Source organism: Cohnella rhizosphaerae (assembly GCF_029525575.1).
Classification (GTDB): Bacteria; Bacillota; Bacilli; order Paenibacillales; family Paenibacillaceae; genus Cohnella; species Cohnella rhizosphaerae.
Genome location: NZ_JAPDIA010000008.1, coordinates 1,309,166 through 1,332,281, shown reverse-complemented (window position 1 = coordinate 1,332,281; position 23,116 = coordinate 1,309,166). Strand labels below are relative to the sequence as shown.

The following is a 23,116-nucleotide window of genomic DNA, read 5'->3' as shown; positions in this document are numbered from 1 at the left end:
TTTATGAGCTTGCTCGAGAACTTCTTGCCCGCGTTTCTGGAGGAGGTCGTTGGCGACCGCTTCGGACGCTATTCCAAATACATTATTCAAGACCGTGCGATTCCCGACGTAAGGGACGGCCTAAAGCCGGTGCAGCGCCGGATTTTGTACGCGATGTTCGACTCCGGCAATACGCCGGACAAACCGTACCGCAAATCGGCGAAGACGGTCGGCGACGTCATGGGCAACTATCACCCGCACGGCGACTCGTCGATCTACGAGGGCATGGTGCGCATGGCGCAGCCTTGGAAGATGGGGCATACGCTCGTCGACGGCCACGGCAACTGGGGCTCGATGGACGACGATCCGCCGGCGGCCATGCGTTATACCGAGGCGCGTCTGTCTGCGATCGCGATGGAGCTGCTGCGGGATATCGACAAACGCACCGTCCTTTTCAAGGACAACTTCGACAATACGACCAAGGAGCCGGTCGTGCTGCCCGCGCGGTATCCGAACCTGCTCGTCAACGGCGTCAGCGGCATCTCCTCCGGCTTCGCCACCGAGATTCCGCCGCACAACCTGCGCGAGGTCATCGACGCTTGCACCGCGCTTATCGACAATCCCGATATGACGGTCGCCGATCTGATGCAGATCATGCGCGGACCGGACTTTCCGACCGGCGGCCGCATCATGGGCGAGGACGGCATCCGCGAAGCTTACGAGACCGGCAAAGGGCGCATTTACGTACGGTCCAAGACGGCGATCGAGGACATGCGCGGCGGCAAGCAGCAGATCGTCGTGACCGAGATTCCGTATCAGGTCGTCAAGTCCAAGCTCGTGAACAGCATCGACCAGCTTCGGCTGGAAAAGAAGGTCGAAGGCATCGCCGAGGTTCGCGACGAGAGCGGAAGAGCCGGCATGCGCATCGTGATCGAACTTAAGAAGGACGCGGACGCCGAGGGCATTCTCGCCTATCTGCTCAAAAAAAACCGACCTGCAGGTCGCTTACAATTTCAACATGGTCGCCATCGTCAACAAGGCGCCGCGCCAGCTCGGCGTCAAAGCGATGCTGGACGCGTACGTCGCGCACCAGCGCGAGGTCGTCACGCACCGTACGCAGTACGATCTCGAAAAGGCGGAAGACCGCGCCCACGTGCTCGAAGGACTCGTCAAAGCATTAAACCTGCTCGACGCCGTCATCGAGACGATCAAGGCATCCAAAAACCGCCAGGACGCGCAAAACAATCTGGTCGCGAAGTTCGATTTTTCCGAACGCCAGGCCGACGCGATTCTGACGCTGCAGCTGTATCGGCTGACCAATCTGGAGATCAACTCGCTCCAAAAAAGAACATGCCGAAACGATGAAAAAAATCAATCAGCTTCGCGGCATATTGAACAATCCGAAAAAGCTGATGGGCGTCATCAAGGACGAGCTCGGCGAGATCCGGGGCAAGTTCGGCATCGACCGCCGCTCCGTCATCCAAGGCGAGGTCGAGGAACTCAAGGTCAACCTCGAAGTGACCGTGCCGGCCGAGGAGGTGCTCGTGACGCTCTCGCGCCACGGCTACGTGAAGCGCACGAGCATGCTGTCGTTCACGCGGTCCGGCGGCGATCTGGGCAGCACGGGACTAAGGGAAGGCGACCACCTGCGCTGGAGCCTGCAGCTCAACACGCTGGATTCGCTGCTGCTGTTCACGCAGAAGGGCATGTACTACCAGTTGCCCGTGCATCAGATCTCCGAGTTCAAGTGGAAGGAAAACGGAACGGCGATCGTCAACCTGATCGCCCTGCCGAAGGACGACCGGATCATGGCCGTCATCCCGGTCAAGGCCGGCGAGTGGAAGACGCTCGCCGATCTGGGCGAGCAGGGCCCCGCGCTCGTGTTCGTGACCAAGCGCGGCCAGGTCAAGCGCACGCTCATGGCCGAATACGCGACCAACCGTAGCGCGGCGATCGCGGCCGTCAAGGTCGCGGACGGGGACGAGGTCCGTTCGGCGTTCCGCAGCGATACGCCGCAGGAGATTCTGCTCGTGACGGAACAAGGGCTCAGCATCCGGATCCAGGAAGCGGACGTGAGCCTGCAGGGCCGCGTAGCGGGCGGGGTGCGAGGCATCCAGCTGCGCGAGGGCGATGCCGTTACCGACGGGCTCCACGTATCTGGCGACGAAGGCGAGATACTCGTGATCTCGGATTACGGATTTGCCAAGCGCTCGCTGCTGCTCGACTATCCGCCGCAAGGCCGTGGAGGCAAAGGCATCCAGACGTTCGAGATCAAGGAAGGCAAGCGCGTGCGTCCGAACGGCACGCGTCTCGTCTCCGCCTATTACGTCAAGGACGACGCGGGCATCGTGACGGCGACGGCCGGCGGCACGTACGGCGAGTTCCGCTCCGACAGCACGCCGCTCGAGGATCGCAGAGGCACCGGCAAAATCGTAGGCGCGATCGATCGGAACGATCCGCTGGCGGAGACGTTCCTCAAGCCCCTGCCGCCGCAGATGCAATAAAGCGCAGATCCCGGTCATTCCCGTGAGTGACGAGTTAGCCGGTAAAACCGTGCACTGCGGCACCAAGCTGACGGCGATGGCGAGCGAACCCAAAAAAGAAGCACCGGTCCGGTTCTCGGACGGTGCTTCTTTTTTCGCGCTGCCTCAATCGAACGGGCCGTCCTGCGGATCGTAACGGTCGATCCACTTCAGCATCATTTCCAACACGAACCAGAGGGGGACCGGCTCGGTCAGCCGGTTCAGCCACCCCGGATCATCTATAATACCGGCTTCGCGCGCCATGATGCCGATCATTCTAATGCGTTCGTCCTCTACAGCCATGAAGACCTCTCCTTCTTTTCAACCGCGCGCAGGCGGCCGAATACCGCCAACTGTCAGCATTATATGTCATAGGCTGTCGTCCCGTACCACAACGTGCGGATTTATGACGTAAATCATTAATGCGCTTAATCTATCTTTCGACATCGGGTTTGCATATAATTAAAGGAGTAGAGTTTCGTCGGCATCAATTCGAAGAGGAGAGGTGATCCAAAGGTGGAACCGGCTGCAGAGTTCGTGAAAAGCTGGATGAAGCTTTCGAAGGATTGGCAATCGCAGATGGAGGCGGAAATGTCCCCCCACCTGACCGGAGGACAGCTTCAAGTATTGGAGCTGCTGCAGGCGAACGAACCGATGAAGCCCTCCGAGCTGCTGCCGCATCTGGAGACGACCCCGGCGGCGGTGACGACGCTGCTCGACCGAATGGAACGCAATGGCCTCGTCAAGCGCACGCGTGACGAGAGCGATCGCCGAATCGTGTGGATCAGCACGACCGACTTCGGCCATACCGAGCGCGAACGCGGTCTTCGCATCCGCAGCGACATCGTGAACCGCTCGCTCGACCGGCTATCGGCCCACAACCGCCAGCTGCTCGTTTATTTGATCGGCAAGGTGTCGGGCACAAGAGACAAGAAGCGAGCCGCGTCCGGCGAAGAAGCGACCGCCATTCAAGCGACCTCCTGAGGTCGATGAAGGGCATGGAGCATGAATTAACGCGAACGCTTTTTTTAGAATATTGCATTTTTCAAGCCGAGACTTCGGCTTGTTTTTTTTGTTCGAAACGGGTCATGCAAGCGTCATGCGAAAGCTTATCGATACGCGGAATCGCGATACGCTATTTTGCCGTACGCAGAAGCTCGCAGCCTGATTATTTTTCCAATTAAGTGGGTAATAGAAAAAGTTAAAGCGCCATATATCCAATTTTGGCGTATCATTAAAAAGTACAGTCCATCATCCGAATTGCGAGGTTAACGATGCTCAAGATCACGGAAGCCTACGTCGACAGTTTGGCGCCGAACGCAGGCGCGATTAAAAACGGCAGAGATCTGGTCAAAAAAAACAGCTTTCCGGTACTGAACGAAAGCCCGGATGCGACGTTGCTCTTCGGAGAATGCAAGGGCAGCGGCAAAGAGCCCTACCGATGCTCTGTCGATTTCGTCAACGAGGCGAGTCCGGTATTTCGATGTTCATGCCCGAGCAGACAATTTCCGTGCAAGCATGCGCTCGGATTGCTCTATGCGCGCGCGATGGGGAGCGACTTCGCGTCGGCGGATATTCCGGCCGACATCGCAGACAAAAGAGACAAGGCGGAGAAGCGCGAAGAGAAAAAGAAGGACGCGGCGGATTCCGAAGGGAAGGCGCCTGCGGCGAAGCGCAAAGTAAACAAGTCCGCGCTCGTCAAAAAAAATCGCCAGCCAGCTCGAAGGACTTCGTTTGCTTGAAAAGCTCGTCCAGCAGATCGTTCAGTCGGGTCTCGGCAGCGTGGACAAAAAGACGGTCCGGATGATCGAAGAACAGGCCAAGCAGCTCGGCAACAATTATATCCCCGGCGTGCAGGCCAAGCTTAGGGAGTTCGTACATACGATGCAGACGGAAGGAGCGCGCGAAGCGGTTTACTCGCGGGCGATGGAGCAGCTGCTGTTTTTGCATTCGCTGGCCAAGAAGGGCGTCTCCTACTTGACCAAAAAGAATGGAAGATCCGGAACTGCCGATGGAGACGGATTCATCCTTGGAGGAGCAGCTCGGCCATGCCTGGCAGCTTGCGGAGCTTCGCGAATACGGCCGCGCAAGGCCGAATGCCGAGCTGCTTCAGCTCTCCTTTTTGTCATACTCGGATGCGGCCCGCGGCGAGTTCGTCGATGCGGGCTGGTGGGCCGACCTTGACGACGGCGCGATACGCAGCACGCGGCACTTGCGTCCCTTCCGGGCTGCCCGGGCGCTCAAGGAAGAAGATACCGTGCATGCGGTCGTTCGTACGGAGACGCTGTACGTCTATCCGGGCGAGGTCAATGCCAGAGTGCGTTGGGAATCGTCGACGCAGCGGGATGCGGAAGAGGGGGACTTCTCCAAGGTCAAGGCAACGGCAGCCTCGTCCTACGCGGACGTCGTCAAGCAGGTCAAAAACATCATTAAAAATCCGCTGGCGGATAAAACGCCCGTCCTGCTCGTCGCTTATCGGTCGATCGACAGAACATCGGACGGACTTTGCCTACGCGATGCGCAGGGAAGGCTGCTGCCGATCATGGACAGAATGCCGAACGGCAGAGAGACCGCTTCCTTGATTGAATGGCTCGGCGAAAAGGATCTGAGCGATCAAGCGGCGCTCGTCATGTTCAGTCACGGGCTGGACGACAACCGTCTGAGCGTGCAGTTGATGAGCATCGTCACGGACAACCGAATCATTCGGCTCCTTTACTAGAGGTGAAACGGACATGAGCATAGACATTTTATTCGAATTGCAGCATGAGGCGCGCCGCTTGTTTATCGCGGGCAGCGCCATGGCGGCCAACGATCTGCGGATCAACAAGCTCCTGCCCGGGCTTAAAAAGCTGGGCGAAACCGCCCCGGTGTTCGGTCGGCTGGCGACCGCGGCGGAAGAGCTGCTCGCCGCAAGCAGGGAAGACAGCGCCGCGAAGCTGCTGGAGCTGTCGACGCTGCTCGTCGCGGTTCTTTATACGCAGGGCAAGACGGATGCGAACGGGGAGCCGCAACCGGTCCGGGGCGCGGGAATCGCTCTCGCGACGAACATCCCTTACCGCAAGCTCCATCCGTTTATCGAAGCGCTGACGACCAAGGGACAAGGCCGGCTGGAGCAAATCCGCACGGCCTACGAAGACGGCAGCTTCCTGGATTTGCGCGCGCTGCCTGCGGTTTGCGCGGCGCTCGAGGACAGCTATTCCGAAATCGCCGATTTTGCGCAAGAAAAGCTGATACCCGCCTTTGGCGCAAACGCCGTCCCCGTGCTGCAAAGCCGGCTAGACCTGCAAGGCGGAAAAGGCGACGGTCGCAGGCTTCTGCTCCTGCACCGGCAGCTTGGCGCCGCGATGCTTGAGCTCGTCGCGGAGGGCGCATCGTCAGGATCGCCCGAGGTCAAGGTGGCGGCGATTTCGATATTAGGCGCCTATCCCGAGCAGGAGCCGCTGCTGCTGGCGCTAAGCCGCGATAAACGGAAGGACGTTCGCGCTGCCGCATTCGCATCGCTCGCGAGGATCGGTACGGGTCCGGCGCTGGACCGATTGTACGAAGCCGCCGTCACCAAGGATGGGGAGCTGGTCGTCGAGCCGATCAGACGTTGCGGTTCGCCGCAACTGCTGGGGCGTCTGATCCAGTATGGCGAGCAAGCGTTGAAGCAGTATTCAGACGGCGAAGCCAAACAAAAAACGGAAGCTGCCGGGCAGCTGCTGATCGTTCTGCAATCCCTGGATGGAGCGGGCAAGAAGATGGCGTCCGTTGCTTTTCCGTTCGTGCAAAAGCTCCTGACAACGCCTGCGTACATCGTCCCCGAGACGGAAAGCGCGCAGGAAGCGGCCGCCGAACTGCTGCTCGAGATGGCGCTTCCCGAAGCGGACCGGCTCGCCATCCAGCTCGGGAACGGCGGCCAAAGCCCGTTCGTCCGATACGGCTTCCGGGCGGCGTTTCGCACGTTATCCCCCCGCCGAGCTGTACGATCTTTATGCCGGCCGTTTGACCGGCGCGAAGTCCAGGGCAGCCAAGGAGCTGCTCGCCGCCGTGCGCGAAGTCGTATACAGCGACGGCAGCGATGATGACGAGGAAAGGTATGGCGAACCGGCCGTGCGCGACGGAGCCTGGGATTCGCGATGGTTACCGTTATGGATCAAGCTCGATCAGCCGGCGCTCGTATGCATGTTCGCCCTGCGGGCGGACAAAGCGATCGTCGCCTATTTGACGGGCAAGCTGCGGGAAGCCAAATGGGGCGGCAAGGACGTCTTCGATATGTTGGCGACGTTGTTCCGGATCGGGGACAAGGAAGCGCCGGAGCGCTTCATGGAGCTGCTCGAACGGGAAGCCGCGAGAAATATGTATTATATGCACGTTCAACTGCGGCGGATCGTCGCCAGCATGCCCAAATCGTATGCGCCGCGCCTGCGCGCGTTCGGGGAGCAGTTAACGTACGAATCGCTGCGAAGCGAGTGGATGACGCTGATCGAAGAGATCGAACAAGCGCCGGATACGGCCGAAGAGGAGAACGGAAGGGGTTTATGGGGATGGCTCAAAAGCAAGATGTCCTGAGATTGCCGGCGGAGCGATTGTATGCGGAGGAACTTGAAGCGCTCAAGGAGGCGGACAAGGAGGCCAAACCCGCGGGGTGGCAGCTGTCTCCCAAATCCGTCCTCACGTTCATAACGGGCGGACAGGCGGGCGCCAGAACGATCGCGCCAAAATATATCGGGAACAAACGACTGGTCGAGATGGCGATCGCGACCCTGCTCACCGACCGGGCGCTGCTGCTGATCGGGGAGCCCGGCACCGCCAAGTCCTGGCTGTCGGAAAATCTGGCCGCGGCGATTCACGGCGATTCGTCCAAGGTCATACAGGGAACGGCGGGCACCACCGAGGAGCATGTCCGTTATTCCTGGAACTATGCGATGCTTCTTGCGCAAGGACCGTCGGATCAGGCGCTCGTCCGCAGCCCGATTTTCCGCGCGATGGAATGCGGCGGCATCGCCCGCTTCGAAGAAATCTCCCGCTGCGCCTCCGAGGTGCAGGACGCACTGATCTCCATTTTGTCGGAAAAGACGATCGCGATTCCCGAGTTGAACCGGGAGGCGGCGGCCGAGCGCGGCTTTTCGATCATCGCGACGGCCAATACGCGCGACCGCGGGGTGAACGAGATGTCGGCGGCGCTTAAGCGCCGCTTCAATATCGTCGTGCTGCCCGCGCCGTCGAGCCTCGAAACGGAGATCGACATCGTGCGCAGGCGCGTAAGCGAGATCTCGTCGAACTACGAGCTCAGGGCGGCGCAGCCGGACGACGATACGATTACAAAGGTCGTTACGATTTTCCGGGAGCTGCGGAGCGGGACGACGCTCGAGGGCAAGGAGAAAGTGAAGCCGCCGACGGGCGTCATCTCTACGGCGGAGGCGATCTCGCTGCTGACCGGCAGCATGGCGCTGGCGGGCAGCTTCGGTGACGGCAAGATCAGCGACGAGGACGTGGCCGCAGGCTTGCAGGGCGCGATCGTAAAGGATGAGGAGAAAGATCGTCTCGCCTGGAAGGAGTATTTGGAAAACGTCATGAAAAAGCGCGGCGCCTCCTGGCGGAGCCTGTACGGCGCCTGTTCGGAGATGAACCGGTGAACGGGGCTCGGGAACCGCATTTTTTCGGCATACGGCATCTGTCGCCGGCCGGTTCTTATCATTTGCTCGCGCTGCTGGACGAGGTGAGGCCTACGGCGGTGCTGATCGAAGGTCCGAGCGACGCCGGCGCTCTGGCCAGCCAGCTCGTCGCCCGCGGCGTCGTGCCCCCGGTCGCGCTGCTTGCCTATACGGTCCAATTGCCCGTACGGACGCTGCTGTACCCTTTCGCCGAATATTCGCCCGAATACCAAGCGCTGCGGTGGGCCGAACGGAACGGCAGCCAGGCTGAATTCATCGATCTGCCGACCGGCGTGTCGCTGGCGCTGAACGCGCTTCGTCACGAACGGTCGGCGGAGGGCGACCCGCTCCAAGCGACCGACGAAGGAGGCGGGATCGAATCTTCTTCGACCGCGCATACCGCCGACGGCATGCCGAACGAACCGGAAGCGGGTGCCGCGCAGAAAGACTTCTACGCGCGCGTCGCCGAGCGCTCGGGCGAACCCGATTTCGAGTCGTACTGGGAGCGAAATTTCGAGCATCGGCTTCGTCACGGCGCATACCGGCAGTCGATTTCGCGATTTTCCGAAGAAATGAGGGCATGGACGGCAGGCGAAGAAAGGCGACGCGCTCCGCATGAAGCGGCATACAACGAGATCAGGGAAGCCTACATGCGGCGCAAAATCAGCGATACGCTGGTCGGCGGACACGATCCCGGCCGGGTCGTCGTTCTGACGGGCGCCTACCATACATCGGCGCTGGCAGCGTCGCTGCCGGCGATGACCGACGACGAGCTTGCGCTTTTGCCGCGCGTGCCGACCAAAATGACGCTCATGCCGTATTCCTATTACAAGCTCTCCTCGCATTCGGGCTACGGCGCGGGCAACGCTGCGCCCGCTTATTTCGAACTGATGTGGCGATGCATGCGGCAGCGCGAGCTGGATCGCCTTCAGGCCTTGTACTTATCTTCCGTCGCGGCGAGATTGCGGGAGGGGGGGCACGTACCGTTCGACGGCTTCGGTCATCGAAGGCGTGCGGCTGGCCGGCGCGCTGTCCTCGATGCATGACGGCGAGCTGCCGGCCTGGAAGGATTTGCGGGACGCGGCCACGATCCTGTTCGGGCACGGCGAGCTGTCCGTCGTCGCCGAAGCGCTGGCGAGAACGGATATCGGCACGGCGATCGGCAGCTTGCCGGAGGGCGTCAGCCAGACGCCGATTCAGGACGATCTGAACCGCGAGCTATCCAGGCTGAAGCTGGGCAAATACAAGACGCTGGTCGCGACCGACCTGGAGCTCGATCTTCGCGAGAACCGCAGCGTCAAGTCCGCGGAATCCGCTTTTCTCGACCTCCATCGATCCGTCCTTTTCCACCGTCTGGCGCTGCTCGGCATTCGCTTCGCCCGCAAGCAGCATCGGCGCCAGGCGGATGCGACCTGGGCCGAGCATTGGGTGCTGCAATGGTCGCCCGAAGCGGAGATCGAGATCGTCGAAGCGACGATCAAAGGCGAAACGGTGGAAATGGCGGCGGCTTACGCGATCCACGAGCAATTGCTCGCCTGCGAAGATATCGCGGACGCTGCGAGGCTCATCCGGCAGGCGGGCGAATGCGGCCTGCCGCAAGTCGCGGGCCAGGCGGTGGCGGCGCTGCAGCGGCTAGCCGTCGATGCGGGCAGCTTCGCGCAAATCGCGCAAACGCAGCGCGAGCTGTCGGTGCTTATCCAATACGGGTCGGTACGGCGCATCGATACCGAGCCGCTGCTCCCGATTTTGCGTCAGCTGTTTTTGCGCGGCTGCTTGATGCTGCTGGACGCTTCGGGCTGCAACGACGACGCGGCGACGGAGATGATGGCGGCCGTGGGCGCCGTGAACGCGGTCGCGCAGGAGCATTACGCGGAGGTCGACGAGCCGCTCTGGCTGGAGAAGCTTAAAGCGCTTGCCGTCCGAGACGACCGCAATCCGAGGCTGTCCGGCTACGCGTTTTCCATTTTGCTCGAGCGAAACGAAGCGGGCGAAGAGACGTTTTCGAGCGAGGTCGCCCGCCGGTTGTCGCCGGGCATGGAAGTCGATCTCGGCGCCGGCTGGTTTGAAGGCTTGTCGATGCGCAATCGTTACGCGCTGCTGTCGCGCGACTACTTATGGCGACATCTGGATGATTATATCGGCGGACTGGAGCCCGAACCGTTCAAGCGCTCGCTCGTCTATCTCCGGCGCGCTTTCGGCGCCTTCGAGCCGCGGGAGAAGGCGGCGATCGCCGAACTGCTCGGCGAGATCTGGGGGACGGGGGCCGAGCAGTCCGGCGAAGCATTGCAGCGTCCGCTTGACGAGGAAGAAAAGGAGCGATTGGATGAGATTAACGAATTCGACTTCGGGGACCTGTAGCCGATGACGTCGATGGACGCGGAACAAACGAAACGGTGGCGACTCATCTTGGGCGCCGCGGCGGAGGAAAAGCTGGCGGCCGCAGGCGGCTCGGCGGGTGCCGGCGCCCGCCTGGACGAAGAAAGCCTGTTGATGGACGAAGCGCTTGCCGCCATCTATGACGGAACGTCCGGCGGAGCCGACGGTTCCGGGCCGGGTGCCGGCGCGGCCGGAGGCGGTTCGAAAACGGCCGGCTTGGGCGCTTCCGCGCCAAGGCTGGCGAAGTGGCTCGGCGACGTTCGGTCTTTTTTTTCCGTCGGACATCGTCTCGGTCATTCAAGCGGACGCCGTGCATCGCAAAGGACTGACCAAGCTGCTGTTCGAGCCCGAGCTGCTCGCCAAGGTGAAGCCGGACATCGGGATGGTGGCGACGCTCATGTCGCTGCGCGGCCAAATACCCGAGCGCACGAAGGAGACGGCGCGGACGCTCGTGCGCGAGGTCGTGGACGAGATCGTCAGGCGGCTCGCCCAGGAGTTGACCCGCGCGGTGACCGGATCGCTGAACAAAAGGCGCCATTCCCCGCTGCCCTCGCTGACGGGACTCGATTGGGACAAGACGATCCGCAGCAATCTGAAGCATTACGACGTCGAACGGCGACTGCTCATTCCCGAAAAAGTTTACTTTTTCGACCGTGCGCGCAAAAGCAAGGAATGGACGGTCATCCTCGATATCGACCAAAGCGGCTCGATGGCGAATTCGGTCATCTATGCGTCGATCGCGGGATCCATCTTCGCCAGCATGCCCGCGCTCGAGACGCGCGTCGTCGCGTTCGACACCGAAGTCGTCGATCTGAGCGAGGCGTGCGCGAACGATCCCGTCGATCTGCTGTTCGGCATTCAGCTCGGCGGCGGAACCGACATCAACAAATCGGTCGCCTACTGCGAATCGTTCGTGACAGAGCCGAAAAAAACGTTGTTTTTGCTCATCTCGGATCTGTACGAGGGCGGCAACCGGACGGAGATGATCCGCAGGCTGCGCGACCTGCACGAATCGGGCGTGCGGACGATGTGCCTGCTCGCGCTATCGGACGACGGCGCGCCGGCCTACGACGAGGAAGTCGCCCGCAAGCTCGCCCAGCTCGGGATCCCTTGCTTCGGCTTGCTCCCCGGACAAACTGCCGGAGCTGATCGAAGGAGCGCTGAAAGGGATTGACCTGCTCCAGCTGGCCGACCGTGTGAAGCAAGCGAAAAGCTGAAGGCGTTCTCGGCGCCGGAATCAGTCCGCTGCTGCGAATCGGGACGGCGCCGACCGGGCGCCGTCTTTATCGCGCGGACGGGGGATCGTTTTTCGGGGCCGTGCACGTTGACGCCGGACTTGTTACAATGGAAGGAAAAGGACGGCGTCAAAAAAGGAGCATCGAACGACGATGGCGAAAAAGTACGAAAATGCCGACGGTTCTTCAAACATCAAATCGTTTTCGGAGCTGCGGCAGTGGCAGAAGGAACGCCGATCGAAAAAGAAAGACCTGTCTTTTGTCGTGTCCCGCGCAGATCCCGAAATCGCCTTGCTGAGCGCGAACCGCACCGAACCGACCGTGACGTTCGTCGGTCATTCGACCTTTCTCGTTCAGCTCGGCGGACTCAATATCGTCACGGACCCCGTTTGGGCTTCGCGGATGGGCTTCGCACCGAGGCTGGCGCCTCCGGGATTGCCGATCGAAGCGCTGCCGCCGATCGACGTCGTCGTCCTGTCCCATGCCCATTACGACCATCTTCATTTAGGCAGCCTGCGACGCTTGCCCGGCGATTTTGTCGCGCTCGTGCCTGTCGGGTTGGCCGGATGGTTCAGACGCAAGGGCTTCGAGCGCGTCGAAGAGCTCTCCTGGTGGTCCGAGACGCGCGTCGGCAACGTGACGTTCGGCTTCGTGCCGGCCAGGCATTGGACGCGGCGAACGCCGTGGGATACCAATTCTTCGCATTGGGGCGGCTGGGTGATGCGCCACGATTCTGACGGTTTGTATTTCGCCGGCGACAGCGGCTACGACGATACCTTCCGCCGGATCGGCAAGAAGTACGGAGACATTCGCGTGGCGCTGATTCCGATCGGGGCTTACGAACCGGAATGGTTCATGGGAGGCTCGCATATGACGCCCGAGGAAGCAGTACAAACGTTCGAGGACATCGGCGCGCGTTATTTCGTGCCGATGCACTACGGCGCATTCCGATTGGCCGACGATACGCCCAAGGAAGCGCTGGACCGTTTGAATGCCGAGTGGGAACGGCGGGGACTTCCGCCAGACAGGCTGTGGACGCTGGAGCACGGTCGAACGAAGCTGTGGCCTGCCGAGGAGTCCAGCCGATAAAAAAGAAGAAACCGCACCTGGCCGCAGCGCAGGAGCGGTTTTTTTGTTCATTTCGTTTATTCGTTGCTTTCCCACCGGCCGTAAATGCCGCACGGAAGCGTCAACCCGCTGCGCGTAATCGGCAGGCCGATCTCGCCGCAATCGATCTTGCCTCCGTGACGGCGGCCGATCGACATGTGCAGCAGATTGTGGAGCACGGTCGGCGACAGGCCGGTCGTGTAGGAGTTGACGAGCACGAACAGCGGGTTGTCGGAGAGGATGCTCTTGCACTCTTCGAGAAACGGGTACAGGCTGTCCTCGAGCTTCCAGGTCTCGCCCCCGGGACCGCGGCCGTAGGAGGGAGGATCCATGATGATGGCATCGTACTGCTTGCCCCGGCGCTGCTCGCGCTGCACGAATTTGAATACGTCGTCCGTAATGTAGCGGACGGGCGCGGATTCAAGTCCGGAGAGCGCCGCGTTTTCCTTGGCCCACTGGACCATGCCCTTGGCTGCGTCGACGTGGCACACTTCGGCGCCTGCCGCGGCAGCCGCGACGGTCGCCCCGCCGGTATACGCGAACAGATTGAGCACGCGAATCGGTCTGCCCGCCTCCTTGATCCGCTTCATCATCCAGCTCCAGTTGACGGCCTGCTCGGGAAATAGGCCCGTGTGCTTGAAGCTGGTCGGCTTGATGTGAAAGCGCAGCGGGCCGTAAGAGATCGTCCAGCGTTCGGGCAGCTGCTTGTTGAATTGCCACTGGCCGCCCCCGGACGAGCTGCGGAAATAGTGGCCGTCCGGCCGCTGCCAGTCGGCGGATTCCTTGGCGAGCGGCCAAATGATCTGCGGGTCGGGACGTCTCAGGATCACGTCGCCCCAGCGCTCCAGCTTGTCGCCCGCGCCGGTATCGATGAGCTCGTAGTCTTGCCAGTCGGTTGCCATTCTCATGTGCCGTTTAAACTTCCTTTACTGTTCATATTAAACGTTCAGCGCGCACCCTGAAGCGATTCGCACGCCGTCAAGAAGCGATATCCGAATCCGCGCACCGTATGAATATACACCGGATTCGACGGGTCGGGCTCGATTTTTTTTGCGGAGATTGCTGATATGCACCATCAGCGTCCGGGTGTCGCCCATGCTGTCCGTATGCCAGACGAGCCGGTATAGTTCGTTCATCGCGAAAATCCGGTTGGGCTGACGCGCGAGCACGCACAGCAGCTCGAACTCCTTGGCAGACAGCGCGACCTGCTCGCCGTCCCGCCTGACCTCGAACCGTTCGGGATCGATCTCGAGGCTGCCGAACGCCATCATGCTCTCCCGATCTTCCGCTTGGGACCGCTCGCGCTGGCGCCTTCGCCGAATATGGGCCTGCACGCGCGCGACGAGCTGCCTCGGACTGAACGGCTTCGTAATATAGTCGTCGCCGCCCTCGGCGAGCCCCAGAACGATGTCCGCGTCCTCGCTCTTGCAGCTGAGGAAGAGGATCGGCGCATCCGCGCAGCCGCCCTCGCGCAGCCGCCTGCATACTTCGATGCCGTCCATGTCGCCCAGCGATACGTCCAGGATGACAAGATCCGGCCGCAGCGCGTCCGCGATCCGCAGCGCGTCCTGCCCGCACGCGGCGGCATGAACCGCGAAGCCTTCTCTAGTCAGGAACAACCCGATCAGTTCGGTGATCTCGCGCTCGTCGTCGACGACGAGAACGGTGCCAATCGGTTTGCTCAAGGTAATTCCCTCCCATGCCATGTCAACGTTCGACTGTACCTTATTATACTTAAAGCGTTGACGCATAAGCAATGCGCGTTTACGATGAGGACAGCGTTTCATTAACGGGAGCGATCGGAAATGCGTGCGATTCAAACAAGGCGGAGACGGGGCGCGCTGCTTGTCTTCGTCTTCGTCATGGCGCTTGCGGGCGTCTCGGGCGGCTTCGCCCTCAGCGAGAGCGGACATCGGGGCCAGCCGGCGTCCATAAACGGCGTCCTCGATCTGAACGGCTATTCGTTCAAAAAAGGACGGGACCCTGCCGCTGGAAGGAGAATGGCGCTTTGCTTGGCGCTCGCTCCGACAAGGGGCCGATTACGAACGGACGATTCGCGTCCCGGCCATTTGGAACGGGGTGCCGGACGGGCAAGGCGGTCGGCTGCCGAACCGAGGCTACGGCACGTACCGCCTGGAGCTGCGCCATCTGCCGTCCGATTCCGGCATGCTCGGCATCCGTCTGCCGAACCTGTCGACAGCCTACGCGCTTTACGTCGACGGCGAGCTCGTCGGCTCGAAGGGCGTGCCCGGCGACGCCAAGGCGTCGACGACGCCTTACCAGATGCCGGACACCGTGTTTTTTCAGCCCTCCGGCGATTCGGTCGCGCTAGAGCTGGAATTGGCGAATTTCCATCATCGGACAGGAGGCATCCGCAGCGCGCTTATCCTGGGCACGCCAGATCAGGTGAAAGGGATCGCTTTCAGACACGAAGCCAGGGAGTTCGTCGTGATGGGCTGCCTGCTGATGATCGGCATCTATCATATCGGGCTGTACGCGCTTCGCAGAAAAGAGCTGGACAATCTATGGTTCGCCCTGCTCTGCATCTGCGTTGCGCTTCGGATGAGCGTCATCGGGGAAGGGTTGCTGCCGAGGCTCGTCCCGGAACTGACTTGGACGGCGGCGGGGCGGCTCGAATACAGCTTTTTCGTGCTGAGCGCGTTCTGCGGATTCGCCTATTTTCGCCGATCGTACAGCAAGGAGATCACGCGCCGGTGGACGATCGCCGCATGCGCGGCGGCGGTCGTCTTGCTGGCGTTGACCTGGGGACTGCCGCTGCTCGCGTCGAGCTCGCTTATCCTTCTCTATCAGGCGTACGTCATCGTCCTGAGCGCCGCATCGCTGTACCTGATCGTCGTGGCGCTTATCCGGGGGCGGGAAGGCGCCGCCCTTTCCCTGATCGGCGTGGCCGGTCTCGTGGGCACGGTGCTCAGCGACATCATTTTTTACAATGGCTGGTGGCGCGCGCCGGACATGGTTCCGTTCGGGCTGCTCTTTCTCGTCGTCATGAATGCCTTCCTGATCTCGCTTCGATTCTCGCGGACGTTCGCCAAAGCCGAAAAGCTGTCGGCCGAGCTTCGCAAATGGAACGACCAGCTTGAAGAACGCATCGCGGAACGGACGGAAGCCCTTCACGCCGCGGAGCAGTCGCGAAGGCGGCTCGTCAGCAACATTTCCCACGACCTTCGCACCCCGATGACGCTGATCCAAGGATATCTCGAGGCGCTGCGGGACGGCGTCATCGCCGATGCGGAGCAGCGGGAGGCGGTCATCGGCGCCATGCTGAAAAAGGCGGAAGGACTGAACGAGCTGGTCGGGGATTTGTTCGACCTGTCCATGCTGGAGGCGCGGCAGGCGCAAATGACCTACGAGCTCGTGCGGCTGCCCGACTGGCTCGATCGCCTCGCGGACAACTATCGCATGGAAATGCGCACCAAAGGCATCGCATTCGATTGCCGGATCGTTGAACCGGCAATCGAGAACGCCTGCCTGGAGCTCGACGAGCGGCGGATGGACCGGGTGATGTCCAATTTGATCTACAACGCCATTCAGGCGACGCCTGGCGGCGGCGAGATTCGCATCGAAGCGCAGCGAGGCGCAAGGCCTTTCGAGGCGGAGATCGCGGTGCTCGACAACGGCGCTGGCCTGTTGCCGGAAGATTTGCCGAAGCTATTCGAGCGATTTTACAAAAACGACAAAGCCAGGAATTATTCGTCCGGCGGCGGCGGTCTGGGCCTTGCGATCGCGCGGGAGATCGTGGAGACGCACGGCGGCCGCATCGAGGCGCGCATCCGCCCGGAAGGCGGAAGCGCCTTTATCGTCTCGCTGCCGATCGTCCGACGAATGAACGGGGAGGAGAAGCAATGACATTGACGAACGCGCAAAAAAAGAACGATCATCATCGCGGCCGTTTTGGCGGTGCTGCTGTTCGCGACGATCACGTCCTTAAGGGTGGGCGGTTATGCCGCGTGGGACGAAGCGGCTGCGGACGCGGCATCGAACGCCCGCGCGGCGGGATGGACAAGCTTGTGGCGAACGATGAACGACATGGGCTCTACGACGATCGTCGCGGCGATTACGCTATTGTCCGCGGCATGCTGGTGGCTGCTGCGCTCCCGGAAGATCGGCGTCTCGTTCGTAGGCGTCGTATTGGCCGCATACGTCCTCCAAGCGGCGCTTAAATCCGCATTCGGCTTTGAACGTCCGGACGGTGCCTGGGGCATCGCCCATGACGGCTTCGGCTATCCGAGCGGCAACGCGACGATCGCGGCCGCGCTCTACGGCTGGTGGCTCCTGCTGGGATGGCTCGCTTTGCGCGGACGCGTCGGGCGAATCGTCGTCGTCGCGATCGCGATCGCGCTTATTGCGGCGACGGGCTGGAGCCGGATTTACTTCAGCGTCCACTATCTGTCGGACGTATGCGCCGGTTTTTGCGTCGGCGGCCTTTGCGCGCTTTGCGCCGCTACGATTTGCTTTTGGCGACGGACCTGACGGATTTCTTGCGCTCGCCTTCGACGATGCCGAGCAGAAGGCCGATCGATTGCTTGCGCTGTTCCTGGTCCATGGACTTGAACAGCTCGAGAATCTTGTGCTCCTGCGGCTCGGTCGGATGTTCCGGGCGCTTGACGCCGGCGCCGCCGATGATGTAATCGAGCGAGACGTTAAAGTAATGCGCCAGCTTGATGAGCGTTTCGTATACGGGATGGCGGTTGTTGATTTCATAATGACTGTAAGCGGATCTCGTAATGCCGACCTGACGCGCCACTTCCTCTTGGGACAGGTGGCGTTCGAGGCGAAGCTGCCGAAGGCGATCTCCCATGCTCATAGCGCGTAGCTCCTTGATATATTAAGTGGACTATTTGTTTATAACTGTATGATACAAAATGTATCATGTCAAGCGTTTTCATTCAAACGCGGCGATTTCTTTTATGGGAACCTTCAGTTATAATAGTTTAGAATCATTATAATCTGCAAGGCGTTATTACGTCCTGCGGACGAAGGGGGCAATCCCGATGGCGACGTTCGAAGACCAACTTATTAAAATAAACAAGCAGCTGCTCAGCAAAGGCTACAAGCTGACCTCGCAGCGCGAGGCGACGGTGCGCGTGCTGCTCGAATACGAACAGGATCACCTCAGCGCGGAGGAAGTGTTCATGCTCGTGCGGGAAGTGCATCCGGATATCGGTCTTGCGACCGTTTATCGCACCCTGGAGCTTTTGACCGAGCTTCACATCGTCGAAAAAATGAACTTCGGCGACGGCGTCGCCCGGTTCGATCTGCGGAGCGACGAGAGCGCGCATATGCATCACCATTTGATCTGCACCGTCTGCGGGCGGCTGAAGGAAATCAAGGAAGATTGGCTTGGAGAGCTCGAACAGCGTCTTGCGAGGGAATACGGCTTTCAAGTGACCGATCATCGTCTTGAATTCACGGGCACCTACGCGAGCTGCCAGCGCGAAGGATGCAAAAAGGCGAGCAAAGCCGTCTCCTGAAGGCGAGCGACCGAAGTCGTCTATACGAACGAATACAGCCCTCGCGGGCGAAGCGGCAGCTTCGGCCAGGCAAGGGCTGTTTTCCGTTATGCAGCTGTGTCCCGATGACGGCGCATTCAAAAGCAGCGGCATTGGCCTAACTGTTATTCGATCGGTTACAATAGAGAAGAATTCATTTCGAGGAGGAGATTCGCTAGTGAAATTCAGTCAACTGGGAAAATCGGGCCTTAAGGTCAGCAAGCTGTGCCTCGGAACGATGAATTTCGGGGTGGACACGGACGAGAAGGACGCGTTCCGAATGATGGACGCCGCGCTCGACGCTGGCATCAACTTCTTCGATACGGCGAATGTTTACGGTTGGGGCGAAAATGCGGGCCGCACCGAGGAGATTATCGGACGCTGGTTCGCGCAGGGCGGAGGACGGAGAGAGCGCGTCGTGCTCGCGACCAAGTTCTATGGCGATATGAGCGACGCGCATGACGGTCCCAACGGCGAAGCGGGCTTGTCGTCTTACAAGCTGCGCCGCCATCTCGAAGGCTCGCTGCGCCGCCTGCAGACGGATCATATCGAGCTTTACCAGATGCATCACGTCGACCGCAACGTCTCTTGGGACGAGCTGTGGGAGGCTTTCCGCATCGCGCAATACCAGGGCAAGATCGGTTACGTGGGCTCGAGCAACTTCGCCGGACGCGACCTGGTCAAGGCCCAGTACGAGGCCAAGTCGAAGGGCATGCTCGGGCTCGTATCCGAGCAGCACAAGTACAGCCTGATCACGCGCCTGCCCGAGCTCGAAGTGCTGCCGGCCGCGCACGAGCACGGCATCGGCGTCATCGCCTGGAGTCCTTTGGACGGCGGGCTGCTGAGCGGTCACGCGCTCAATCCGGCGCCGGGCTCGAAGCGGGCCAGCGACCAGACGCGCGTAGAGAAGTATCGTCCGCAGCTCGAAGCGTTCGCCAAGCTCGCCGCGGAGCTCGGCGAATCCGAAGCGAATCTGGCACTGGCCTGGACGCTGGCGCATCCCGCGATGACCGCGCCGATCATCGGGCCTCGCACGATGGAGCAGCTCGAAGGCGCGCTGCGCGTCGTCGACATCGCGCTTGACGAGGCGACGCTGAAGCGCCTGGACGAGATCTTCCCGGGACCCGGCGAAGCGCCGCGCGCCTACGCCTGGTAATCGGCATAAACGGATGGAAGCCGCTCGCGACCGCGAGCGGCTTTTTGGCGAAGCGGAAAGGACAAGTTTCACCCATGCCCGGTTTATAGATTGCTTGCATCCGACCGCTGTGCCCGGGGCGGCAGCGCTTTGCGATATTCGCCCGGCGTAACGCCCGAGCAGCGCTTGAACATACGGATAAAAGAGTTGACGTTCTGATAGCCGACATAACCGGCCACATCCGCAATGCGTAGCTCCAGATTCGTGAGAAGCGCTTTGGCTCTGTTGATTCTGAGCTCGTTCAGATGATCGCTGAAGTTGATTCCGACTTTCTCCTTGAAATACCCCGACAAGTAACCCGGCGTGAGATTGAGCTTGTCTGCGATGGCATCGAGATTGATATCCTCGCAGTAATGGTTCTCCATATAATCGAGGACGAAGGAGGCGATCGGATCCTTCGTTACGCTCTTTTCGGCGATGGCGGCCAGGGCCGGGCGAATCAACTCCCGGAACCAGTCTTGATAGTGCTTCACGTTATACAATCGGCCAATTTTCTCGATATCGAGCAGCATTTCCGTCCGCGCGCGGATGTTCAGCTTCGCGAGCGTTATCTCTACTTGATCCGCCGCCCCCCTTGCAAATGCCTGATATTCGCTCACGGCCGCATCTTTTCGTTTCAGTACATCGAGCTGCCGGTCGATCCACTCGAAAACGGCATTTTCGTTGCCGTTCATAAGCAGCGTATGCAGGTCCTCTCCGGCTGTCAGCTTCAGGCGGGATGCGTTCGGCAGCGACGCCCTCGGACCTGTGATGATCTGGGTATCTCCGTTTAATTTTCGTTCGCTCAGCAGCTCGTCCAATTGACCGTAGGCTTCTGTAAATGAAGTGTGAGCCGGATAAACAGGGCTGACGGCTATCGTCAAGTATAAGTAATCGTCCGCATGCAGCAACTGCTTCAAGGTCTCAAGCGTATGCAGGAGGTCGCTTTGGGAGTCAGGATCGAAAATGATCGACATTAAGCGATTCTGCTCGATCGGCAGCGTAACGCCATCTCTTGGTGAAAAAAAGGTTGTGAATGAGCTTGCGGAGCATCAACATCTCGCTTTCGTAGGCCCGTTCCGGATTTTTGAACACAATTTCATATAGAACGGCGGCAAAAGGTCTGTCCGATTGAACGAGCTGTTCGATATCGGCGAGATTCGGCGCCATCGGTATATTTTTCACCTTGTTGGTATAAGCGTACTGCTGAACGAGCGTGTTTTTGCGGTCGAGATCGGTGCGTATCCGTTCGTTGGTCTGCAGGATGCTGCTCATCCGGTCGCTCAGGATGGCATACTCCCGGATGTTGCTGATCGGCTCCGCTGCGGAGGACTTGCGTTCGAGCATGGCGATGAGCCGGCGAAGCGGATGGTTAAGCCGCAGGCTGAACAGGACGGAGGTGACGATGGCGACCGCGACGGCGGCGGACAGCAGAGAGACGAGCAGCACGTTCAGCCTCATCATCTCGGCGGCGATGCTGGCGATCGGAACGACGCGCTCATAAGTGAAGCCGGTGTCCGCCCCTTTTTTTATAGAAATAAAAGAAGTTGCCGTTCCGTTCATGATACGTATCGTGCTGCAGCGGCAAGGGGGAACGCATGTCGTCGGAGGGAGAGGAAGCAAACAGCATCGTTCCTTCCCGATCCCAGATCGAAAAAGTCGAATCGCCCGATTGGCCGTAGGCGGCATACAACCGCTGCGGATTCACCAGAAGGAGCCCGTAGACGTCTCCATACGATGCGGCCTTGAACAAGATCGGCATCAAGGGACCCTTCGGACGCGTTTGACCCATCGTATGCTCCTGAAATTCGGACACCGGCAATACTTGCATAAAGGTGCTGCCGGCCGTTGACTGTGCCCAATATTCGGGCGGGTAATCCTTGCTTGCGTAATACCTGCCGAACATGTCTGCGATGCTGCTGGTGCCTTCCTTTTCCAGCACGAAGCCGGCCTTTCGAAAGATAAGGATGAAGTTATCCAAATGAAGGAACGGATTCGTGTACAAGGCGGCCAGATTCTCTTTGACTTCGGGGATGATGTCATAGCGTTTGTTATCTTTAACGCGGTTAAGAATTTCGAGATTGACGGTCCATCTGTCGGAGCGCATCAGGGAGATCAGCATCGTCTGCGTCATCCGAAACTGATTCTCGTAGCTGTCGACGGTCTGCTTCATGCCGAGCTCGTTGTAGCGGACGATCTCTTTGTACAGCTTGCGGCTCAGATAGAGGTATGCGAACAGATTGCAGGAAGCGAGCAGCACGATCACGCACAGGAAGCTGACCATCAGCTTGACGAACAGCGTGTTAAAAGCGAGCTTGAGCCCGGCACGTTTGATCATCTTCGAATTCCCCCCTTCGGTAAGCAGCCTCGATATCTCGGTATTTGCCTTTCGATAACCTCATCATACCGATTTAAATCTGACAGCAACAATATGCATTTTTACTTTTTTGTATTCAGTTCCTCCGCTTTCCGCAATCGTGACGATCGGCAGGAATACGTGGAGATATATTTACCTGAACAAAGCGGGATATGATGCGAATACACCGATCCCAGTCACCATGGCTGCTTCCGGACTTTTAACTGACAGAAGGGGAAATGCGTATGGCTCAAGCAAGCGCGACGACACGACCGATCGGAAAGGAGAAGCCGATACGCGAGCCGAAGGCGTCCAGGTTCAAGAGGCTCTGGCAGAACAACAAATATTTATGGCTGCTCTTTCTGCCCTGTCTGATCTATTATCTCGTGTTCCGCTATGCGCCCATGTTCGGGCTGGTGATTACGTTCAAAAACTATAATCTGTTCAAAGGGATCTGGGCCAGCGATTGGGTCGGCCTCAAGTATTACCGATTGTTTTTGAACAATCCGGATTTTTGGCCGCTGATGAAAAACACGTTTCTTCTTGGCCTGTACAGGCTGATCTTTGGCTTTCCCGCGCCGATTGTACTTGCGCTGCTGCTGAACGAGCTGAGAAAAGCGGCGGTCAAGCGGTTCGTGCAGACGGTCAGTTACCTGCCTCATTTTATTTCCAACGTTATCGTCGCGAGTATGGTCATCATGTTCCTGTCGCCGACCGGCGGGCTTGTCAACAACCTGCTGACGGGTCTCGGTTTCGAGCCGATCAATTTTATGAACAAGCCGGAGATGTTCAGGGGGGATCTACGTGCTCTCGGAAATCTGGCAGCATATCGGCTGGGAAACGATCATCTATCTGGCGGCGCTCACCGCAGTGGATCCCCAACTGTACGAAGCGGCCAGTATCGACGGCGCCAGCCGTATGCGCAAAATGTGGCATGTCACGCTTCCCGGCATTTCCTCGGCGCTCGTCATCACGCTCATTTTGAATATTGGCCAGGTGCTGGAGATCGGCTTCGAAAAGGTGTACTTGATGCAGAATCCGGCCATCTACGATACGGCCGATATTATCAGCACTTACGTTTACCGGATCGGACTGGTGCAGGGCAACTTCAGTTACGGTTCGGCGATCGATCTTTTCATGGGCATCATCAGTTTGATCTTCATCTATGGCGCTAACTGGATCAGTCGGCGCGTCAGCGAGACCAGCTTATGGTGAGAGGAG

Annotated in this window: 22 protein-coding genes and 4 pseudogenes; 18 read left to right on the top strand and 8 right to left on the bottom strand. The window is 59.8% G+C overall.

Annotation, left to right across the window (positions count from 1 at the left end; translation table 11 throughout):
* Positions 1-3: 3 nt before the first annotated feature.
* The 3 genes and pseudogenes from OMP40_RS42495 to OMP40_RS42485 form a co-directional block, all read left to right on the top strand.
* Positions 4-906: pseudogene (locus OMP40_RS42495) on the top strand (DNA gyrase subunit A); the annotation flags it as partial.
* 91 nt (positions 907-997) lie between these two features.
* A pseudogene (locus OMP40_RS42490) lies at positions 998-1,324 on the top strand (DNA gyrase subunit A); the annotation flags it as partial.
* A gap of 16 nt (positions 1,325-1,340) precedes the next feature.
* Positions 1,341-2,483 (top strand): DNA gyrase C-terminal beta-propeller domain-containing protein, encoded by a 1,143-nt coding sequence (locus tag OMP40_RS42485; RefSeq protein ID WP_420872054.1) that lies wholly within the window; start codon positions 1,341-1,343, stop codon positions 2,481-2,483.
* Positions 2,484-2,627: 144 nt separating this feature from the next.
* Here the strand turns inward: OMP40_RS42485 and OMP40_RS29765 are convergent, their stop codons facing one another.
* On the bottom strand, positions 2,628-2,804 hold the full coding sequence (locus tag OMP40_RS29765; protein WP_277536763.1) for a hypothetical protein: 177 nt from the start codon (positions 2,802-2,804) through the stop codon (positions 2,628-2,630).
* Between the two features lie 213 nt (positions 2,805-3,017).
* Between OMP40_RS29765 and OMP40_RS29760 the strand changes: the two genes are divergently transcribed.
* Together OMP40_RS29760 and OMP40_RS29755 are read left to right on the top strand one after the other, a co-directional pair.
* On the top strand, positions 3,018-3,485 hold the full coding sequence (locus OMP40_RS29760) for a MarR family winged helix-turn-helix transcriptional regulator (protein WP_338131269.1): 468 nt from the start codon (positions 3,018-3,020) through the stop codon (positions 3,483-3,485).
* Between the two features lie 290 nt (positions 3,486-3,775).
* Entirely contained in the window at positions 3,776-4,243 is a 468-nt protein-coding gene (locus tag OMP40_RS29755) for an SWIM zinc finger family protein (protein WP_277536761.1), read from the top strand.
* Here OMP40_RS29755 and OMP40_RS29750 read toward each other — a convergent pair.
* Complete coding sequence (locus OMP40_RS29750; protein ID WP_277536758.1) at positions 4,200-4,451, bottom strand: hypothetical protein; 252 nt, start codon at positions 4,449-4,451, stop codon at positions 4,200-4,202. The genes OMP40_RS29755 and OMP40_RS29750 overlap by 44 nt on opposite strands.
* Positions 4,452-4,530: 79 nt before the next feature.
* On the opposite strand from OMP40_RS29750, the gene OMP40_RS29745 reads away from it, so the two are divergent.
* From OMP40_RS29745 to OMP40_RS29715, 8 genes and pseudogenes are all read left to right on the top strand, one after another.
* Positions 4,531-5,220, top strand: a complete 690-nt coding sequence (locus tag OMP40_RS29745) for a hypothetical protein (protein WP_277536757.1) — start codon at positions 4,531-4,533, stop codon at positions 5,218-5,220.
* A 13-nt stretch (positions 5,221-5,233) separates the two neighbouring features.
* Positions 5,234-6,565 carry a HEAT repeat domain-containing protein gene (locus tag OMP40_RS29740; RefSeq protein ID WP_277536755.1) on the top strand — a complete coding sequence of 444 codons (1,332 nt, stop codon included), beginning with the start codon at positions 5,234-5,236 and terminating at the stop codon, positions 6,563-6,565.
* Positions 6,531-7,052 (top strand): hypothetical protein, encoded by a 522-nt coding sequence (locus OMP40_RS29735; RefSeq protein WP_277536753.1) that lies wholly within the window; start codon positions 6,531-6,533, stop codon positions 7,050-7,052. Before OMP40_RS29740 ends, OMP40_RS29735 begins: the two co-directional genes overlap by 35 nt.
* The gene (locus tag OMP40_RS29730; RefSeq protein WP_420872053.1) at positions 7,028-8,119 is read left to right on the top strand and encodes an AAA family ATPase; all 1,092 of its coding nucleotides are present in this window, start codon (positions 7,028-7,030) and stop codon (positions 8,117-8,119) included. The genes OMP40_RS29735 and OMP40_RS29730 overlap by 25 nt, the downstream gene beginning before the upstream one ends.
* On the top strand, positions 8,116-9,183 hold the full coding sequence (locus OMP40_RS40615) for a DUF5682 family protein (protein WP_338131268.1): 1,068 nt from the start codon (positions 8,116-8,118) through the stop codon (positions 9,181-9,183). The genes OMP40_RS29730 and OMP40_RS40615 overlap by 4 nt, the downstream gene beginning before the upstream one ends.
* The gene (locus OMP40_RS40610) at positions 9,149-10,495 is read left to right on the top strand and encodes a DUF5682 family protein (protein WP_338131267.1); all 1,347 of its coding nucleotides are present in this window, start codon (positions 9,149-9,151) and stop codon (positions 10,493-10,495) included. Before OMP40_RS40615 ends, OMP40_RS40610 begins: the two co-directional genes overlap by 35 nt.
* Positions 10,496-10,498: 3 nt before the next feature.
* Positions 10,499-11,730 (top strand): annotated as a pseudogene (locus OMP40_RS29720) (VWA domain-containing protein).
* Between the two features lie 171 nt (positions 11,731-11,901).
* Complete coding sequence (locus OMP40_RS29715) at positions 11,902-12,837, top strand: MBL fold metallo-hydrolase (protein ID WP_277536748.1); 936 nt, start codon at positions 11,902-11,904, stop codon at positions 12,835-12,837.
* Between the two features lie 56 nt (positions 12,838-12,893).
* On the opposite strand, the gene OMP40_RS29710 is transcribed toward OMP40_RS29715, so the two are convergent.
* Both OMP40_RS29710 and OMP40_RS29705 read right to left on the bottom strand, forming a co-directional pair.
* Entirely contained in the window at positions 12,894-13,763 is an 870-nt protein-coding gene (locus tag OMP40_RS29710; protein WP_277536746.1) for a class I SAM-dependent methyltransferase, read from the bottom strand.
* Between the two features lie 30 nt (positions 13,764-13,793).
* Entirely contained in the window at positions 13,794-14,540 is a 747-nt protein-coding gene (locus OMP40_RS29705) for a response regulator transcription factor (RefSeq protein WP_338131266.1), read from the bottom strand.
* A 394-nt stretch (positions 14,541-14,934) separates the two neighbouring features.
* Between OMP40_RS29705 and OMP40_RS29700 the strand changes: the two genes are divergently transcribed.
* Together OMP40_RS29700 and OMP40_RS29695 are read left to right on the top strand one after the other, a co-directional pair.
* The gene (locus tag OMP40_RS29700) at positions 14,935-16,722 is read left to right on the top strand and encodes a sensor histidine kinase (protein WP_277536744.1); all 1,788 of its coding nucleotides are present in this window, start codon (positions 14,935-14,937) and stop codon (positions 16,720-16,722) included.
* 51 nt (positions 16,723-16,773) lie between these two features.
* Positions 16,774-17,346 (top strand): phosphatase PAP2 family protein, encoded by a 573-nt coding sequence (locus OMP40_RS29695; RefSeq protein WP_277536742.1) that lies wholly within the window; start codon positions 16,774-16,776, stop codon positions 17,344-17,346.
* Here the strand turns inward: OMP40_RS29695 and OMP40_RS29690 are convergent.
* Entirely contained in the window at positions 17,318-17,680 is a 363-nt protein-coding gene (locus OMP40_RS29690) for a helix-turn-helix domain-containing protein (RefSeq protein ID WP_277536740.1), read from the bottom strand. The two genes, OMP40_RS29695 and OMP40_RS29690, sit on opposite strands and share 29 nt — an antisense overlap.
* A 187-nt stretch (positions 17,681-17,867) precedes the next feature.
* On the opposite strand from OMP40_RS29690, the gene fur reads away from it, so the two are divergent.
* On the top strand, positions 17,868-18,347 hold the full coding sequence (fur, locus tag OMP40_RS29685; RefSeq protein WP_277536739.1) for a ferric iron uptake transcriptional regulator: 480 nt from the start codon (positions 17,868-17,870) through the stop codon (positions 18,345-18,347).
* Positions 18,348-18,543: 196 nt separating this feature from the next.
* A complete protein-coding gene (locus tag OMP40_RS29680) occupies positions 18,544-19,521 on the top strand; it encodes an aldo/keto reductase (RefSeq protein ID WP_277536737.1) in 978 nt (325 codons plus the stop codon).
* A gap of 83 nt (positions 19,522-19,604) precedes the next feature.
* On the opposite strand, the gene OMP40_RS29675 is transcribed toward OMP40_RS29680, so the two are convergent.
* Genes OMP40_RS29675 through OMP40_RS29665 form a run of 3 tightly spaced genes read right to left on the bottom strand, consistent with a single transcriptional unit; the run spans position 19,605 to position 21,877 of the window.
* A complete protein-coding gene (locus tag OMP40_RS29675; protein WP_277536735.1) occupies positions 19,605-20,516 on the bottom strand; it encodes a helix-turn-helix domain-containing protein in 912 nt (303 codons plus the stop codon).
* A complete protein-coding gene (locus OMP40_RS29670) occupies positions 20,494-21,102 on the bottom strand; it encodes a hypothetical protein (RefSeq protein ID WP_277536733.1) in 609 nt (202 codons plus the stop codon). Before OMP40_RS29670 ends, OMP40_RS29675 begins: the two co-directional genes overlap by 23 nt.
* Positions 21,038-21,877 carry a hypothetical protein gene (locus tag OMP40_RS29665; protein WP_277536731.1) on the bottom strand — a complete coding sequence of 280 codons (840 nt, stop codon included), beginning with the start codon at positions 21,875-21,877 and terminating at the stop codon, positions 21,038-21,040. Before OMP40_RS29665 ends, OMP40_RS29670 begins: the two co-directional genes overlap by 65 nt.
* Before the next feature lie 263 nt (positions 21,878-22,140).
* On the opposite strand from OMP40_RS29665, the pseudogene OMP40_RS29660 reads away from it, so the two are divergent.
* A pseudogene (locus tag OMP40_RS29660) lies at positions 22,141-23,110 on the top strand (ABC transporter permease).
* The last annotated feature ends 6 nt before the right edge of the window (positions 23,111-23,116 follow it).

What these genes read in the sequence shown, in the direction of transcription:
- OMP40_RS29665 (WP_277536731.1), bottom strand. Translation starts at nt 21,877, where the DNA reads ATGATCAAACGTGCCGGGCTCAAGCTCGCTTTTAACACGCTGTTCGTC.
- OMP40_RS29715 (WP_277536748.1), top strand. Translation starts at nt 11,902, where the DNA reads ATGGCGAAAAAGTACGAAAATGCCGACGGTTCTTCAAACATCAAATCG.
- OMP40_RS42485 (WP_420872054.1), top strand. Translation starts at nt 1,341, where the DNA reads ATGAAAAAAATCAATCAGCTTCGCGGCATATTGAACAATCCGAAAAAG.
- OMP40_RS29740 (WP_277536755.1), top strand. Translation starts at nt 5,234, where the DNA reads ATGAGCATAGACATTTTATTCGAATTGCAGCATGAGGCGCGCCGCTTG.
- OMP40_RS29750 (WP_277536758.1), bottom strand. Translation starts at nt 4,451, where the DNA reads ATGCAAAAACAGCAGCTGCTCCATCGCCCGCGAGTAAACCGCTTCGCG.
- OMP40_RS29670 (WP_277536733.1), bottom strand. Translation starts at nt 21,102, where the DNA reads ATGAACGGAACGGCAACTTCTTTTATTTCTATAAAAAAAGGGGCGGAC.
- fur (WP_277536739.1), top strand. Translation starts at nt 17,868, where the DNA reads ATGGCGACGTTCGAAGACCAACTTATTAAAATAAACAAGCAGCTGCTC.
- OMP40_RS29755 (WP_277536761.1), top strand. Translation starts at nt 3,776, where the DNA reads ATGCTCAAGATCACGGAAGCCTACGTCGACAGTTTGGCGCCGAACGCA.
- OMP40_RS29765 (WP_277536763.1), bottom strand. Translation starts at nt 2,804, where the DNA reads ATGGCTGTAGAGGACGAACGCATTAGAATGATCGGCATCATGGCGCGC.
- OMP40_RS29690 (WP_277536740.1), bottom strand. Translation starts at nt 17,680, where the DNA reads ATGAGCATGGGAGATCGCCTTCGGCAGCTTCGCCTCGAACGCCACCTG.
- OMP40_RS29710 (WP_277536746.1), bottom strand. Translation starts at nt 13,763, where the DNA reads ATGAGAATGGCAACCGACTGGCAAGACTACGAGCTCATCGATACCGGC.
- OMP40_RS29675 (WP_277536735.1), bottom strand. Translation starts at nt 20,516, where the DNA reads ATGTCGATCATTTTCGATCCTGACTCCCAAAGCGACCTCCTGCATACG.
- OMP40_RS29730 (WP_420872053.1), top strand. Translation starts at nt 7,028, where the DNA reads ATGGCTCAAAAGCAAGATGTCCTGAGATTGCCGGCGGAGCGATTGTAT.